The following is a 13,879-nucleotide window of genomic DNA, read 5'->3' as shown; positions in this document are numbered from 1 at the left end:
GCGCTGACGGGTGCTCACGGGCGTCTCCCGGTGGTCGTGGCGGTGTTGCCCTCGAGGGATATCCGGCGTTCCTGACAGCCGCCAAGCGCGTTCCTGCCCGTCTCGCTGACCGCCCGCCTCCTGCGCATCGGGGAGAACCAGATGCGCGCCCTCCTCCAGCAGACCCGGCCCCTGCTGCACGGACACGGACACCGCGCCGCCCCCCCCTGCCCGTCCGCCTCATCGACCCCTGCGAGCCGACCAGATGCCTCATGAACACGACATCAACCCGAGAGCTGACACGACACGCACCACTAATTCATCGACGGCCCCTGGCGGGCGCGTTCGGTGATGTTGCGGGCCATGGCTGCGAACACCGCGGTGTGGAACGGTGCGACAGCCCACCAGTACGCGTGTCCGGCCAGGCCGTGGGGGTGGAACAGTGCCCGCTGCCGGTATTGCGTTCCGTGATCGTCGTCCGGTGTGACCGAGAGTTCGAGCCAGGCCAGCCCGGGCAGGCGCATCTCGGCCCGTAGGCGCAGCAGTCGGCCGGGTTCGATTTCCTCGACACGCCAGAAGTCGAGGGAGTCGCCGACCCGTAGTCGGGTCGGGTCGCGGCGGCCCCGGCGCAGTCCGACGCCGCCGACCAGGCGGTCGAGCCGGCCGCGCAGCGCCCAGGCGAGTGGAAAGGAGTACCAGCCGTTGTCGCCGCCGATGCTTTCGATCACGCTCCAGACGGCGGCGGGTGACGCGGTCACGGTGCGTTCCTGGACATCCTGGTAGAGACTGCCGCCGGCCCAGTCGGGATCGGTGGGCAGCGGGTCGCTCGGGGCGCCGGGCAGCGAGGCGGAGGACCAGCGGGTGGCGACGTCGGCGTCCTTGATCCGGTGCAGGGCGAGCGTGACGGCCTGGTCGAAGCCGGTCAGGCCCTCCGGCGGGTCGGGCACCCATCGGGCGATGTCGTGTTCGCCGCAGACGACTTCGTGGCGCAGGGACTCGACGAGGGGGCGGGCGATGGAGCCCGGGACTGGAGTCACCAGGCCGACCCAAAGGCTGGAGAGGCGGGGAGTGAGGAGCGGCACGGGGAGGATGAGGCGGCGGCGCAGTCCGGCGATGCGGGCGTAGCGCTGCATCATCTGTCCGTAGGTGAGGACGTCGGGGCCGCCGATGTCGAAGGTGCGGTTCAGTCCGGGCGGCAGGTGAGCGGCGCCGACCAGGTAGCGCAGAACGTCCCGGACGGCGATCGGCTGGATTCGGGTGGACACCCAGCGCGGAGTGACCATCGCGGGCAGGCGTTCGGTGAGGTGGCGCAGCATTTCGAAGGAGGCACTGCCGGAGCCGATGATCACGGCGGCGCGCAGTTCGGCCGTGGGGACACCGCCGGCTCGGAGCATGCGGCCGACCTCGGCGCGGGAGCGCAGGTGGGGGGAGAGGTCGGCGGCCGCGTGGTCGGGGACGAGGCCGCCGAGGTAGACGATCCGGGTGACGCCAGCGGCCGCCGCGGCGGCCGCGAAAGCGCGGGCGGCCGCGCGGTCGGTTGCCTCGAACGAGGGCCCGGTGCCGAGCGAGTGGATGAGGTAGTAGGCGACGTCGACGTCGTCGAAGGCCCCGGCGAGGGTTGCGGGGCGGGTGACGTCACCGGTGGCGCTCTCCACCCGGGCCCGCCAGGGATGGTCGCGCAGTCGCCCGGGATCCCGTACCAGACACCGTACGGTGTGCCCGTGGGCGAGCAGTTCGGGGACGAGTCGGCCGCCAATGTAGCCGGTCGCACCGGTCACCAGGCAGCGCAGTGGGCCGGGCTGCAGCGGATCCATGTCGACTCCTCCTTCGAGAGCCGCGTTCGCGGGCCTCCGCCGGTGCCGAAACGACGTAACCAGCATCGCGCATGTGCTTCGGAGCCGGCGCGATGGACACGAACACGCAAAGCGGTGCCCCGACGGGCGGCCGGGCCGTGCGGGGCTTGTTCCCAGCGGCGGCGAAGGCCAGCTGCTCGAACCGCTGCGGCCTCGGTGCCTTCCGTGCCCTTGGCCCCCAGCAGCCGCCCTGGATGCGGTCTGCCGTCGGTCCCGGCCATCGGCCTGCCCGGATGCCCCATAGGCCGCCTCAAGGTCGGGCTTCGTTGTCCGTCAAAGCGGAGCAAGCTCACCCTACGTCCGGCGTGCCGTCTGAGCCGGACCCCGGGACCGACTCAGGGAGCGATGCTCCGGGCTCAGTCGACGACCCCGCGGAACCGCGGCGTTGACTCAGCCGGGTGACAGCATTCCGGAAGCGGACCAGGCCCAAGCGGGAGTCCGGCTAGAGGTGGGAGGCCATCAGGTCGTGGTCCACCGTCAGGGTGCCGCGGTCCAGTGCGGGCAGCCCCAGGTGGTCGCAGATACGACGTCGCCCTCGCCCGTCCGGTCACCGGCTTCCCGTCCGGCGGCGGCTTGAGCCTGGAACCGAAGTGGGACGGTTCTCCAGACACGAAACAGCCGAGGGCGCTTGCTGACGTTGCATTAGTCCGTAAAACTGCTGGTCATCTGGGTGGGGGTGAACACTCGGAGATGACATGTACCTCTTCTTCGCGGACCAGTGGAAGGCCCTGAGAACAAGGGACGTCCCAGGCCTCGGTCACTCAGACCTCCAGAAACTGTTCGACCGCCGGGTATCGTCCGCGGGATGCCGGTCCTGCTGGACGGGACGATGCATCCGGTGGAGCCGAACGGCTCCTCGCCGGCCGTCCCGAGCGCACCGACGGCAGGCTCACCAAGAACAATCTCTGCCACGAGGCCGCCGTCAGCCGCGCCACCATGAACCGCGCCCCCACTGCCCTCGCCGAATGGAACACCCGAACCGCCACCAGCCCGGCCGCCCTCCACCACCGCCGCCGCGACGACGAGGCCGCCGAACTGCGCCGCCGGCTCCGCACCAGCCGGGACGGACAGCGCAAACTCCAGGCGCGTCTCGACAGCGCGGCCACCGTGATCACGACCCTCCTCGCCGAGAACGCCGCCCTCCGCGAACAGATCGCCAGGCGGCCCGCCACCGTCGTCCCGATCTCCCGGGCCGCGGCACACCACCCCTGACCCCGCACCCGTACCGCGGGGACAACAGCAGCCGCTTCCCCACCAATGTGTCGGTGAGGTCGGCCAGGCCGTCCTTGGCGGTGCGGTCGTCGGGGATGCGCGGGGTGGCGGTGAAGTACAGGCGCCGGGCGGCGGGGACCTGGGCGTCGTCGTGCACGGCGGCCCAGGCCTTGCCCTGCGACCCTGCGGTGCGGTGGGCCTCGTCCACCACGACCAAGTCCCAGGCGGGCAGGCCGCACTCCCCCTGTGCCTGGACGATGCGTTCCAGGGACGCGTAGGTGGCGTACACGGTGACCGGCTCGCCCGGCCGCGCGGCGGCGACCAGGTCCGCGATCCGCGGGGCCTTGGTCGACACCCGCGCCCGCACCCGGCCGCCGGCCTCCGCCCCCCCCGGCGCCTGCCCGTGCTGACCGCGCCGTTTCGTGCTGACCACCCTGCCGTTCCTCGCCGCCGCCCCGGCGATCTCGCGCCTGCGGCCCGCTCGGAGCCCGGAGCCCTCGTAGCCTCCTTCGCCCCCGCCGGTGACGGGCCCTCGTCCCCGTACCGGCGCCCTCAGGGGTGTGGGCGCCGGTACGGGAAGCCCCCGGGCGTCCGTCGGCCCCTCAGCACGCCGACGCCCGCGAACCCGCTCCACCCCTGTCCACGGCCGCCACGGCCCAGCGGGTTCACCGCACCGGCGAATTTTCCCCGACGAAACCAAACTGCCGGTGGACCGGCACAGTTGCGGACACCGCACGGCCCGCTGTCGACCCGCCGCCGGTGTGGACACGACCCTTCCGTTCCGCGGCCGAGTCTGACAGCATCGTCCGCTGTCCGGCGAACCGCCGCCGGCGGCCCGCGCCCGACGGGCCCTCAGCATGCCGCCGAACGCCCACGCGCGGCCCCATCGCGCCCGGACGGGGCCGGAGGAGACATGACCACCAGCCCCACCCGGGCCACCGCGCCCGCCACCGAGGCCCCGGGCAGACCCGCCCGGCCCGGCCGGCCCGTGCGATGGGTCCGCACCAGACTGCGCGCCGACCTCCCGGCCGCGCTGCTCACCGCGGCCCTCGCCCTTGTCACTGTGTTCCTCGCGGCGGCCTTCCCACGGCTCCAGGACCGCGGCGCCGACGCCGCGCTGCAGGACTACGTGAGCCACCGCAGCCTCCACACGACCAGCCTGCAGTACACCTCCCGCACCCGCCCGGCCGACACCGCCGCCGACCTCGCCACCATGCGGCACGCCCTCGCCGACCGCCTCGGCACCGCGCTGACCCTGTCCCCCTCCGGCGAGGCCCACGGCGCCCGGGCCGGCGGCCAGGCCCCGCTGAACAACCCGGGCTACGCCCGGATCGTCCCGGGCACCGCCCCGACGATGGACCTGCTCTACCTGCACGGCCTCGCCGACCGCGTCACCCTCACCGACGGCACCTGGCCCGGACCGGCCGCCGCGGACGGCCCGCTGCCGATCGTCCTGAACCGCCGCGCCGCCGACACCATCGGCATCAGGCTCGGCGACACCATCGACAACGGCACCGACAAGTCCGGTGCGCCACACAGCACTTCGGTGGTCGGCTTCTACCGGGTCAACGACCCGGCCGACCCGTTCTGGGACGACCTCGGCTGCCCCGACCGCGCCTGCCTGCGCCTCGACGGCGAGGGCCACGACTGGTGGCAGACCACCGGTTTCACCGGCGCCGACGACCTGCCCGCCCTCGCCCGCTGGGGCGCGGGCGCCGAGGACTTCTGGCGGCTGCCCGTCGACCCCGCCGCCCTGCGCGCCGACCGGCTCGACCGCACCCGCGCCGCCGTCCGCTCCTTCCTGAGCGGGCGCGACGCCAAGACTCTGGTCGCCGCGACCGGCCGCACCGACCTGCGCACCGCCTCCTACCTGCCGGACACCCTCGACCGCGCCGACGCCCGCTACCGCGCCGCCATGCCGCTGGGCGCCATCGGCCCGGCCGGCGTCGCGGGCGCCGCCGCCGTGGTGCTGTGCCTGGCCGCCGCGCTCACCACCGACCGGCGCCGAGCCGAGATCCAACTGCTGCGCGCCCGAGGCGGCTCGCGCGGCGGCGTCCTGCTGCGACTCCTCGGCGAGGGCGCGGTGACCGTCCTGCCCGCGGCGGCGCTCGGCACCGCACTCGCCCTGGTGCTGCTGCCCACCCCGCGCTGGGGCCACGCGGTGACGGCCGCGCTCGCCGCGAGCCTGCTCGCCCTGCTGGCCTTCCCCGTCCGGGCCGCGCTGCTGTGGTCCCGGCCGCCGTCCCGGTCGCGTTCCGGTTCCCTGCCGCGTTCGCGTTCGTGGGCGTGTGTGTGGGCGGTCGGCGGGCGGCGCCGGCTGGTCGGCGAACTCACCGTGCTGGCCGTGACCGCCGTCGCCGTGGCCGAAGCCCGCCGCCGCGGCCTCGGCCACCCCGGCGCCGAATCCGACCCGCTGCTGATCGCCGCGCCCCTGCTGCTCGCCGTCACCGTCGGGCTGCTGCTGGCCCGCCTCCACCCCCTGCTGGTCGGCCGACTGGCCGCACTCGCCCGCCGGGGCCGCGGCCTGATCGGCTTCCTCGGCCTCGCCCGCGCCGCCCGCGGCACCACCGGCCGCCGCCGGCCCTCCGCCCTGCCGCTGCTCGCCCTGCTCATCGCCGTCACCGCCACCGGCTTCGGCACCACCGTGCTCGACGCCGTCGACCACAGCCGGATCCGCGCCGCACGCCTCGCCACCGGAGGCGACATCGCCGTCACCGTCCCGGAGTACGCCACCCTGCCCGCGGCGTTCACCGACGCCGCCGCCGGCCTGCCCGGCGTCCGCAGCGCCACCGCTGTCCGGGTCGAACCCAGGGCCATGTTCGTCGGCGCGGGCGCCGACTACACCAAGGTCATCGCCGTGGTCGCCGAACCACAGGCGTACGCCGAACTCGCCCGCGCCGCCGGAACCGGCACCTTCGACCCGGCCGCCCTCACCGGCACCCCCGGCGGCCCCGACACCCCGGTGCCCGCGCTCTTCAGCCGCGACCTGGCCGCCCGCCTCGCCGCCGGCCCGCCCACCCTGCACCTGCCCAGCGGCAGCGACCTGCGCACCACCGTCGCCGGGACCGTCACCGCCACCCCCGCCCTGCCCGACCCGGGTCTGCCGTTCGTCGTCGTCCCCGCCGGCCCCGCCACCCACCGCCTGCCCGAACTCGCACCGGCCACCACCTGGCTCGCCGCCGGCGACCCCGACCCCGAACGGGTCAGGTCCCTGCTGCGCGAACACGGCCTCACCCAGCCCACCGGCATCCTCGAACTCATCCAGGCCGACGCCACCGCCGCCGGCCGCGGCACCCACAACCTCCCGCCCGGCTACACCGTCCGCAGCAGCCGCGAACTCGCCGCCGAACTCGCCGACGACCCCCTCCAGCAGGCCGCAGGCCGGCTCTTCCGCCACGCCGCCGTCGCCGCCGCCGGATTCGCCCTGCTCGCCGTCCTCCTGACACTGCTGCGCGCCGCACCCGACCGCGCCGCCGTCCTCGCCCGGCTGCGCACCATGGGCCTGCGCCCCCGGCAGGGCCTCGCCCTGATCGTCGCCGAAGCCCTCCCCGAAACCCTCAGCGCCACCGCCGGCGGCGGCCTCGCCGCACTCGCGGCCGTCGCCCTCCTCGGCCCCGCCCTCGACCTCTCGACCCTCGTCGGCGCCCGTGTCGGCCACGCCCTGACTCCCGCGCCGCTGCCCGTCCTGCTCCCCACCGGAGCCCTCGCCCTGCTGGTCGGCCTCGCCGTCGTCCTGGAGACCCTGGTCGCCGGCCGGCGCCGGCTCGCCGTCGAACTGCGCGCCGGCGAGCAGCCGTGACGGCTGCTGACGACTGCTGACGGCCGGGCGAAGGCGGCTGCGCCCGGCCCGAACACGCCGCTACGCTGCCGGTCGTGACGCATCTCGACGAACTGGAACGCTACGACCACGACGTGCCCGAGTGGACCGTCGGCGAACTCCGCCGCGCCCTCGCAGACCTGCCCGACGACCTCCCGGTACGCGTCGCCGTGCCGAAGGTGCCCACCACCCTGCAGCCCGACCAGGAACAGGACGCCCGCTGGGTCGTGACCGGCACCAGCGGGGCGGACCCGCGCTACGACACCCTGCTGCGCGACGGGGACGAGGTCGTGGTGCTGCTCGCCGATCACCCGTCCGACATGTACATGCGCCCGCGGCGGCCGGGCGCTGACTGCTGACCGCTGACCGCTGACCGCGGCTATTCGGCCGGGGCGTCCGGCGGGACCTCGACGACGAAGGCCAGGAAGCTCATCTTCGTCGACAGGGCCCGGAAGTCCTTCGGGAACAACTCGCGGGCCGCCGGGTCGGGTTGGGGCTCACTGAGGGCGACGAGGCGGAAGCCGGCCGCGGTGAAGGCATCGGTCATCGCGTGCAGCGGCCGACGCCAGAACGTGGCAGTCGGTCGCTCAGGCCGGCCAGGTGCAGGTCCGCGTCCTCGCCCAGGGCCAGGGGCGGCTGTGGCAGAGCATGACGGTGCCGGTGCGGCGCAGGTGGGCCTCGAGGCGGGTGGTGGTGCGGGGGCGAGGCGCTCGGGTGGGTGGACCATGAGGATGGTGCAGGTGTCGGCGAGGGCGGAGAGGACCTCGCCGAAGTGCTGCTCGCCGACTTGGTCGGCGACGAGGAGGAGGCGCTGCAGGGGAAGGCCGTAGCCGGCTGCGGCGGCGAGCCGGCGCTGGGGCAGGTCTACTGCGGCGGCCCAGCATGTGGGGTCGGCGGCGAGGGGTCCTGTGGCGAGTGCGAGGAGCAGGGAGGCGTCGTCGGTCTCCGCGGCGGTGCCGCGGATGAGGCCGCCGGCGGGCAGGAGTGGGGCGAGGGGTTCGAGGACGGGGAGGGTCTGGGCGGCCTCGCGGCGGTAGCGGGAGGCGGGCGGCGTCCTGTTCCAGGAGATCGGCCAGGCGCAGGCGGCGCTCGGCCTCCGGTTGAGCCGCAGTGATCACCGGGGGTCTGCCTGGGTACACACGTGCACCACCCAGAGCGTGGAGCTTGCTGACAGGGGTCGCCAGGCCGTGCATCCGCTGCCACTCGATGCGCGCGGGTTGAACGCCCGCAGCTTCATCACCTGAGGACTCCGCGCAGCGTGCCGGCGGGCGTGCGCCCGCCGCGCATGCGCTCGGCATGCGCGCTGCCCTCACTCATTCGGCCGATATCGCTCCGGGTGGGCGATTTCTACCTTGTCATATGCATATCCCATCTCCTTCGTCCTCCGTCTCGGCCTGCACCTCGAGGACGACCCTCTGACCCCCGGTGCGGCCTACCAGCCGCACCGGGTCACGATCACCATCACATGGAAGGAAACGCCATGACCCTCTCCCGCCTGGCCAACCGCGTCGCCGTGACGACCGCGAGCCTGGCCCTGGCCGCCATCCCCCTCACCGCGGCCACCCCCGCCTTCGCCGACAGCCACTCGGTGAGCGTGTCCGTCGGACCGGTCTCGCTCCCGCAGGTCCCGGTCACCGCCTGCGTCGACTCCTCCTGCGTGACGACCCCGCCGCTGACCAGCGCCTCGCTCACCGCCACCGCGACCGTGACGCACGGCCCGCTGCCCATGGTCCTCCTCCTGCCGACCGTCTGCCCCAACGGCGGCACGGGCTTGGCGCTGCAGGTGACCAGCCTCGTCCCCGTCACCGTCACCGTCAGCGGATCGATATCCGGCACCACCACCAGCGGCACCCCCGTCAGCGTCCCCCTGGGTCCGGTGACGCAGACCCTCACACCGGGCACGCCGGGCCTGGTGGTGTCAGCCTGCACTGACTGACACCTGGCTTCCCGTCACCACAACGCCCTGCCGGACATCCGGCAGGGCGTTTCCCGCCTGCATGTGGTGAACTGCCACCCGCCCCGATCGCCCCTACACCCACGACCACCGCTACCAGCGCGGCCACCATCGCCCAGCTCCAGCGCGAGCGTGTGCTTGAAGTCGATCCTCGCCCGCACCGTCTCCCCCACCCGGTGGAGCGCCGGAGCGGCCTGGGCCGGCGCGGTGGGAAGCAGGGCGGCGGTGACGGCCAAGGTGGCCGCGAGCACGGGGCGAAGACGCACCGGGGTCCTCCAGGAGGTCTCCGACGAGAAAGGTCACCTGCAGAACCTTCAATCCCGGCCGCCGGTCACCGGCCGGCCCGGCCCGACCACCTGAACGAGCGTCACGAGCGTCTTGGGCGAGCCCCGGTCTGGCCCCATCCGCGTGCGGAGGCACGCGTCGAATCGGCCGCGACCTCGGAGCCGGTCATCGCGCGACCCCAGCTGTGCGCGTCCCGCCCGGGCACCGTGCAGGCGCTCTGTCGGGTCGTCGAGACGGACCCGGCCGTCGGCATCCGGGAGCCCCAGCGCGACGCCGATCTCTGCGGCGGCCACCAGGCCCAGGCCCTCGCAGCCGATTGCCGCGCACCACGTGCCGGCCGTCGTGGCTGCCGCGAGCAGCGCCAGGGTCAGCGCCGTGCTGCCGCCCACCCGCACCGCCGTGCCCGGGCGGAGCCCGCGGTCGGGGAGCAGCTCCCGCAGGGCAGGCAGGACCGGCACCGCAGGTGTCGGCCGGGGCGGCTGGAGCTGGGCCGCCAGGGCGCTGATCGTCGTCTCCACACCCCCAGAATCGAACGTGCAGCTCACGCCGCCCAAGGTGCGCTGGAGCCCCCCCCGGGGGATCGACCAGTCGAAGTACAAGATCCTCGCCGACCAGCTCGCCCAGTACTGGAAGGCGCACGGCTACAGCGTGGGGCCGTTCCAGAACTTTGTCGGTGCCAATACCCACACCCTCGTGACCGACGAGCGCCAGATCTCCGCCACGTCGCCCGACGGCGTCTTCATCACCCTGGAGATGGACACCCCGGGCGTGAGCCTCCAGGCCTCCATGGAGGGAGTCCACTACGCGGGCACCGAGGTGTACGGCAAGGACCCTTCCCAGCCCGGCCACCAGTTGGACGACTACTCGCACCAGCTGACCGTGGTGCCCCCGACCGCCGACGACCCGTACTGGTCGCACCGCTGACGACCCGCCCGAGGGATTGCGTTCAGCGAGGCCCTCGCTCACGGGCAGGGTGGTGGCGAGGGCCAGGCGGCGGTGGCGGCGTGCGGGAGGGGAGTCGGTGGTGCGTATCGGTCGTGCCGGGCTACTCGCTTCGGCGGGTCTCGTCCCGGACCCGGGCGGGTACCCGATGGGACCTTGGCGACGCGCTCAGATAAAAGGTGTGCGTGGCGCGTGGTGCCGCAGAGCGTCTTCGGTGGTGGCGTAGACGGTGAACAGCGCGGTGGTGTCGGTGAGATCGAGGACCTTGCAACGTCTGGGGCGGGGGCGCGATCAGCACGAGCGGGATTCCCTCGGCCAGGGCGCGCCGGCGGGCGGTCAGAAGCACGTTGAGGCCGGTGGAGGCGAGGAACTCGACGCCGGCCAGGTCGACGGCGAGCAGGACGGGGCACTGGTCCAGGGCAGCGTTCAGCGTCTGGTCGGCGACGGGTCCGCTGTCGAGGGTCATGTCCCCGGTGAAGGTGCACACCAGCGCGCCGCCGACCCGCAGGGTCTCCGAGTTCAGCAGGGGGTGGGGCAACACGGCCTCCTCCTCAGGGCAACGGGGCGGGCTGCACGGGCACCCGGTTCCCGCCTTCACGGACGTCTGCTCCCGCAGTGCCGGCGGTGTCGTGCGCGGGAAAGGCGGACACGATCCGCTCCAGCCCATCCCAGAGGTCCAGGGCGCGCTCACGTAGTCCCACGGCGGAGCAGTTGCCCGCCTCCACCGCGCTGAGGTAGGCATCTATGCCGGTCACCGCATGACGCACCTGCCGGCGCAGCGGCTCCGCCCGGCCGGCATCCTCCCCGCTCTCACAGGGCGCGCCGATCCGCTCTGCCAGAGCGACGGCCAGCCGCTCCAGGCCTTCCCTGCTCATCGAGTCCACGCACACCACTCCCGCCGAAGGGGTCATCAAGCACAGCCCGTCACGGACACCTGTGCGGGCTGCGGTACCTCTACTGTTCGCCCCCGCAGCCGGGCCTGTCAACCAAAGCACGAATCTTCTGTCGTGTTTCGTCGGTCATGAACCAAGGTCTTATCGTGGGGGCATGGACAACGGCACAGCACCGACGGAACGACAGTGGACCTTCCTGACCAACCACGCCCGCGTCCTGGTCCAGATCGCCCGCGACCCCGGCGTCCGCGTACGGGACATCGCCGTCCGCTGCCTGCTCACCGAACGCGCCGTCCAGCGCATCATCACCGACCTCGAACAGGCCGAATACCTCAGCCACGAACGCCGCGGCCGCACCAACCACTACAGCGTCCTGGCCGCCAAACAGCTGCGCCACCCAGCCGACGCCGGCCCCACCGTCGCCGAACTCCTCGCCACCCTCCTGCGGACACCCACCGACGGCCACCACAGCCCCGCGCCAGGCGCCCAGGAGTCCTCCGGGCAGTGACCGCGACCGCCCGGCGCTCGGATCCGGCCCGGCCCGTGCACCGAAGATCGTTGGTCAGCCGACGACGGTCTCGGAGTGGCGGGTGAGCGTGTCCAGGAGTGCGGTCTGCTGGTCGGTCAGTTCGCCCTCGGTACGGGCCCCTGCCCGTCTGCGCAGCCGGGTGCCGGGCCGGAAGGCCGGGTCCGCCTCGCCGCCGGTGCGGTTGGCGGGGCCGTCGAGGGTGCCGCCGGCGGCGAGGTAGGCGAGCAGAGGCCGGTAGGAGTGGTTCCAGTCCGGCTCCAGGCGCCACAGCTCGTCCAGCGCGTCGAGCTTGGCGACCTGGTCGGGGGTCAGGCTGCCGCCCTAGCGCTGGCGGCGCATCCACGCGCCCACCGCAGGGTCGTACAGCTTCGCAGTCGCCGGGATCGCCAGGTGGCCGTACTGCGCCGCGCCGACCGCCGAGCCCTCGGCAAGGAACGCGGCCTGGCCGGTCCGGCCCTCCCGGCGACGCTGCCCCCGCCGGGACCGTCTGGGCATGGGACGTGCCGTGCGGGGCATACGCGACCCCGGGGCGGTGACCACGTCACCCCAACCACCCCGCCCCGCAGTCGGCTTGACGGTCGCCGTGCGGCGGCCGTGACGTCCACGCGGTCACCTGCTCGCCGAGCGGTGCCGGGGCGGGTGGGCACTCGCGAGCGGGGCAGGACGAGCGGAGGGAGACCCGTCATGGCGGATCCGGCGAAGTCGACGGCGGTCCGGGGAGATCAGGAGCCAGGGGTGGTCGAGACCTCCGTACCGGCCAGGCTCGACCGGCTGCCGTGGTCCGCCTGGCACTGGCGGATCGTCATCGGCCTGGGCACGGTCTGGATCCTCGACGGCCTGGAGGTGACGATCGTCGGCAACCTGGCGGCCCGGCTGGCCGAGCACGGCAGCGGCATCGCCATCTCCACCACGCAGGTCACCACCATCGCCGCCGCCGTCTACGTGGCCGGCGCCTGCTCCGGGGCCCTGTTCTTCGGCTGGCTGACGGACCGGCTGGGACGCAAGAGACTGTTCATGATCACACTCGCCGTCTACCTCGCCGCGACAGCGCTGACGGCATTCTCCTGGACGGCCTGGTTCTTCTTCCTCTGCCGCTTCTTCACCGGCTTCGGCATCGGCGGCGAGTACGCGGCCATCAACTCGGCCATCGACGAGCTGATCCCGGCCCGGGTGCGCGGACGCATCGATCTGGTCATCAACGGCAGCTTCTGGGTGGGCGCGGCGCTCGGCGCCTTCGCGTCCATCGCACTGCTCGACACCTCGCTGTTCGCCACCGACCTCGGCTGGCGGCTGGCCTTCGGGATCGGCGTGGTGCTGGGCCTGGTGATCCTGCTGGTGCGCCGGCACGTCCCGGAGAGCCCGCGCTGGCTGTTCACCCACTGCCGGGCGGAGGAGGCCGAGGAGGTCGTGGCCGAGGCGGAGGAGGCCGAGGAGCGCTCGACCGGACGGCCGCTGCCTCCCGTCACCGGTGAGCCGATCCGGATCCGCGAGCGGGCGGCTCTCGGCTTCGGCACCGTCGTGCGCACCGTGGTCGCCCGCTACCCTCGCCGCACCACGCTCGGCCTGGCCCTCTTCATCGGCCAGGCGTTCCTCTACAACGCGATCACCTTCGGCTACGCCGTCATCCTGACCACCTACTTCGGCGTGGCGAAGGGCGACACCGGCTACTACTTCGCGGTGATCGCCGTCGGCAACTTCCTCGGACCGCTGCTGCTCGGCCACCTCTTCGACTCGGTCGGCCGCAAACCGATGATCGCGGGCACCTACATCGGCTCCGGCCTCCTGCTGTTCGCCACCGCCGCCCTGTTCCAGCACGGCGACCTCTCCGCCACGACGATGACGGCCTGCTGGACGGGCGTGCTCTTCCTCGCCTCCGCCGGCGCCAGCTCGGCCTACCTGACGGTGAGCGAGATCTTCCCGCTGGAGACCCGGGGCCTGTCGATCGCCTTCTTCTACGCGGTCGGTACCGCCGTCGGCGGCATCAGCGGGCCGCTGCTGTTCAACGGACTGGTGAGCAGCGGCAAGGTCTCGGACACCACCCTCGCGTTCTGCATCGGCGCGGGGCTGATGACCGTGGCGGGGCTGGTGGAGGCCGTCATCGGGGTCAAGGCCGAGCAGCGCAGCCTGGAATCGCTGGCCACGCCGCTCAGCGCGGTCACCGCCGACGATCCGTCGAAGGCGTAGCCGTGGACGGCGCGGGCAGGCCCGCCGTGGGCGCCGGCCAGGTCGAGCGGGTCGAGGTGAAGCTGGCGAGGGGAGTCGAACGGTTTCGACGGCGTGAGGTGGAAGCCGGGTCAGCAGGGTGCGGCCGTAGCCGTGCAGCGCGGCCTTCACGAGAGCGAGCAGCGGGCGGCCCGATGTGCGGGCCGCCCCGGGGCAATGGTGCTAATGGTCGGTGGTGCAGTCGTGGTCGGC

Annotated in this window: 13 protein-coding genes and 1 pseudogene; 7 read left to right on the top strand and 7 right to left on the bottom strand. The window is 73.4% G+C overall.

Features of this window, described 5'->3' with window-relative positions:
• Nucleotides 1-293 precede the first annotated feature (293 nt).
• The gene (locus ACIBEC_RS42175; RefSeq protein WP_360508293.1) at nt 294-1,793 is read right to left on the bottom strand and encodes an SDR family oxidoreductase; all 1,500 of its coding nucleotides are present in this window, start codon (nt 1,791-1,793) and stop codon (nt 294-296) included.
• Between the two features lie 975 nt (nt 1,794-2,768).
• Between ACIBEC_RS42175 and ACIBEC_RS42170 the strand changes: the two genes are divergently transcribed.
• Nucleotides 2,769-3,044, top strand: coding sequence for a hypothetical protein (locus tag ACIBEC_RS42170; protein WP_360508296.1), 276 nt, complete (start codon nt 2,769-2,771; stop codon nt 3,042-3,044).
• On the opposite strand, the gene ACIBEC_RS42165 is transcribed toward ACIBEC_RS42170, so the two are convergent.
• Nucleotides 2,944-3,903 carry a DEAD/DEAH box helicase family protein gene (locus ACIBEC_RS42165; protein WP_360508298.1) on the bottom strand — a complete coding sequence of 320 codons (960 nt, stop codon included), beginning with the start codon at nt 3,901-3,903 and terminating at the stop codon, nt 2,944-2,946. The two genes, ACIBEC_RS42170 and ACIBEC_RS42165, sit on opposite strands and share 101 nt — an antisense overlap.
• Before the next feature lie 54 nt (nt 3,904-3,957).
• Between ACIBEC_RS42165 and ACIBEC_RS42160 the strand changes: the two genes are divergently transcribed.
• Complete coding sequence (locus ACIBEC_RS42160; RefSeq protein WP_360508301.1) at nt 3,958-6,843, top strand: hypothetical protein; 2,886 nt, start codon at nt 3,958-3,960, stop codon at nt 6,841-6,843.
• Nucleotides 6,844-6,917: 74 nt separating this feature from the next.
• Nucleotides 6,918-7,220 (top strand): DUF6225 family protein, encoded by a 303-nt coding sequence (locus ACIBEC_RS42155; protein WP_360508304.1) that lies wholly within the window; start codon nt 6,918-6,920, stop codon nt 7,218-7,220.
• Nucleotides 7,221-7,240: 20 nt separating this feature from the next.
• Here ACIBEC_RS42155 and ACIBEC_RS42150 read toward each other — a convergent pair.
• Nucleotides 7,241-7,432, bottom strand: a pseudogene (locus tag ACIBEC_RS42150) (SAM-dependent methyltransferase); the annotation flags it as partial.
• Between the two features lie 909 nt (nt 7,433-8,341).
• Between ACIBEC_RS42150 and ACIBEC_RS42145 the strand changes: the two are divergent.
• Entirely contained in the window at nt 8,342-8,797 is a 456-nt protein-coding gene (locus ACIBEC_RS42145; RefSeq protein WP_360508307.1) for a hypothetical protein, read from the top strand.
• A gap of 332 nt (nt 8,798-9,129) precedes the next feature.
• Here the strand turns inward: ACIBEC_RS42145 and ACIBEC_RS42140 are convergent, their stop codons facing one another.
• On the bottom strand, nt 9,130-9,618 hold the full coding sequence (locus ACIBEC_RS42140) for a hypothetical protein (RefSeq protein ID WP_360508310.1): 489 nt from the start codon (nt 9,616-9,618) through the stop codon (nt 9,130-9,132).
• Nucleotides 9,619-9,634: 16 nt separating this feature from the next.
• Between ACIBEC_RS42140 and ACIBEC_RS42135 the strand changes: the two genes are divergently transcribed.
• Nucleotides 9,635-10,024 carry a hypothetical protein gene (locus ACIBEC_RS42135; protein ID WP_360508313.1) on the top strand — a complete coding sequence of 130 codons (390 nt, stop codon included), beginning with the start codon at nt 9,635-9,637 and terminating at the stop codon, nt 10,022-10,024.
• Nucleotides 10,025-10,145: 121 nt separating this feature from the next.
• Here ACIBEC_RS42135 and ACIBEC_RS42130 read toward each other — a convergent pair whose 3' ends face one another.
• Together ACIBEC_RS42130 and ACIBEC_RS42125 are read right to left on the bottom strand one after the other, a co-directional pair.
• Nucleotides 10,146-10,583 (bottom strand): STAS domain-containing protein, encoded by a 438-nt coding sequence (locus ACIBEC_RS42130; RefSeq protein WP_360508316.1) that lies wholly within the window; start codon nt 10,581-10,583, stop codon nt 10,146-10,148.
• A 10-nt stretch (nt 10,584-10,593) separates the two neighbouring features.
• Entirely contained in the window at nt 10,594-10,926 is a 333-nt protein-coding gene (locus ACIBEC_RS42125; protein WP_360508318.1) for a hypothetical protein, read from the bottom strand.
• Nucleotides 10,927-11,089: 163 nt separating this feature from the next.
• On the opposite strand from ACIBEC_RS42125, the gene ACIBEC_RS42120 reads away from it, so the two are divergent.
• On the top strand, nt 11,090-11,443 hold the full coding sequence (locus ACIBEC_RS42120) for a helix-turn-helix domain-containing protein (protein ID WP_360508321.1): 354 nt from the start codon (nt 11,090-11,092) through the stop codon (nt 11,441-11,443).
• Nucleotides 11,444-11,785: 342 nt separating this feature from the next.
• On the opposite strand, the gene ACIBEC_RS42115 is transcribed toward ACIBEC_RS42120, so the two are convergent.
• The gene (locus tag ACIBEC_RS42115) at nt 11,786-11,959 is read right to left on the bottom strand and encodes a helicase associated domain-containing protein (RefSeq protein WP_360508323.1); all 174 of its coding nucleotides are present in this window, start codon (nt 11,957-11,959) and stop codon (nt 11,786-11,788) included.
• Nucleotides 11,960-12,148: 189 nt separating this feature from the next.
• Between ACIBEC_RS42115 and ACIBEC_RS42110 the strand changes: the two genes are divergently transcribed.
• Nucleotides 12,149-13,648 (top strand): MFS transporter, encoded by a 1,500-nt coding sequence (locus tag ACIBEC_RS42110; protein ID WP_360508326.1) that lies wholly within the window; start codon nt 12,149-12,151, stop codon nt 13,646-13,648.
• Nucleotides 13,649-13,879: the final 231 nt, after the last annotated feature.

Source organism: Kitasatospora sp. NPDC051164, assembly GCF_044455625.1.
In the GTDB taxonomy this organism is placed as follows: domain Bacteria; phylum Actinomycetota; class Actinomycetes; order Streptomycetales; family Streptomycetaceae; genus Kitasatospora.
Note: the sequence above shows the minus strand (reverse complement) of the source record. Positions and strands in the feature narration are given on the sequence as shown.

Coding starts and splice junctions, on each gene's coding strand:
- ACIBEC_RS42175 (WP_360508293.1), bottom strand. CDS start 1,793: ATGGATCCGCTGCAGCCCGGCCCACTGCGCTGCCTGGTGACCGGTGCG.
- ACIBEC_RS42170 (WP_360508296.1), top strand. CDS start 2,769: ATGAACCGCGCCCCCACTGCCCTCGCCGAATGGAACACCCGAACCGCC.
- ACIBEC_RS42165 (WP_360508298.1), bottom strand. CDS start 3,903: ATGCTGAGGGCCCGTCGGGCGCGGGCCGCCGGCGGCGGTTCGCCGGAC.
- ACIBEC_RS42160 (WP_360508301.1), top strand. CDS start 3,958: ATGACCACCAGCCCCACCCGGGCCACCGCGCCCGCCACCGAGGCCCCG.
- ACIBEC_RS42145 (WP_360508307.1), top strand. CDS start 8,342: ATGACCCTCTCCCGCCTGGCCAACCGCGTCGCCGTGACGACCGCGAGC.
- ACIBEC_RS42120 (WP_360508321.1), top strand. CDS start 11,090: ATGGACAACGGCACAGCACCGACGGAACGACAGTGGACCTTCCTGACC.
- ACIBEC_RS42115 (WP_360508323.1), bottom strand. CDS start 11,959: ATGCCCAGACGGTCCCGGCGGGGGCAGCGTCGCCGGGAGGGCCGGACC.
- ACIBEC_RS42110 (WP_360508326.1), top strand. CDS start 12,149: ATGGCGGATCCGGCGAAGTCGACGGCGGTCCGGGGAGATCAGGAGCCA.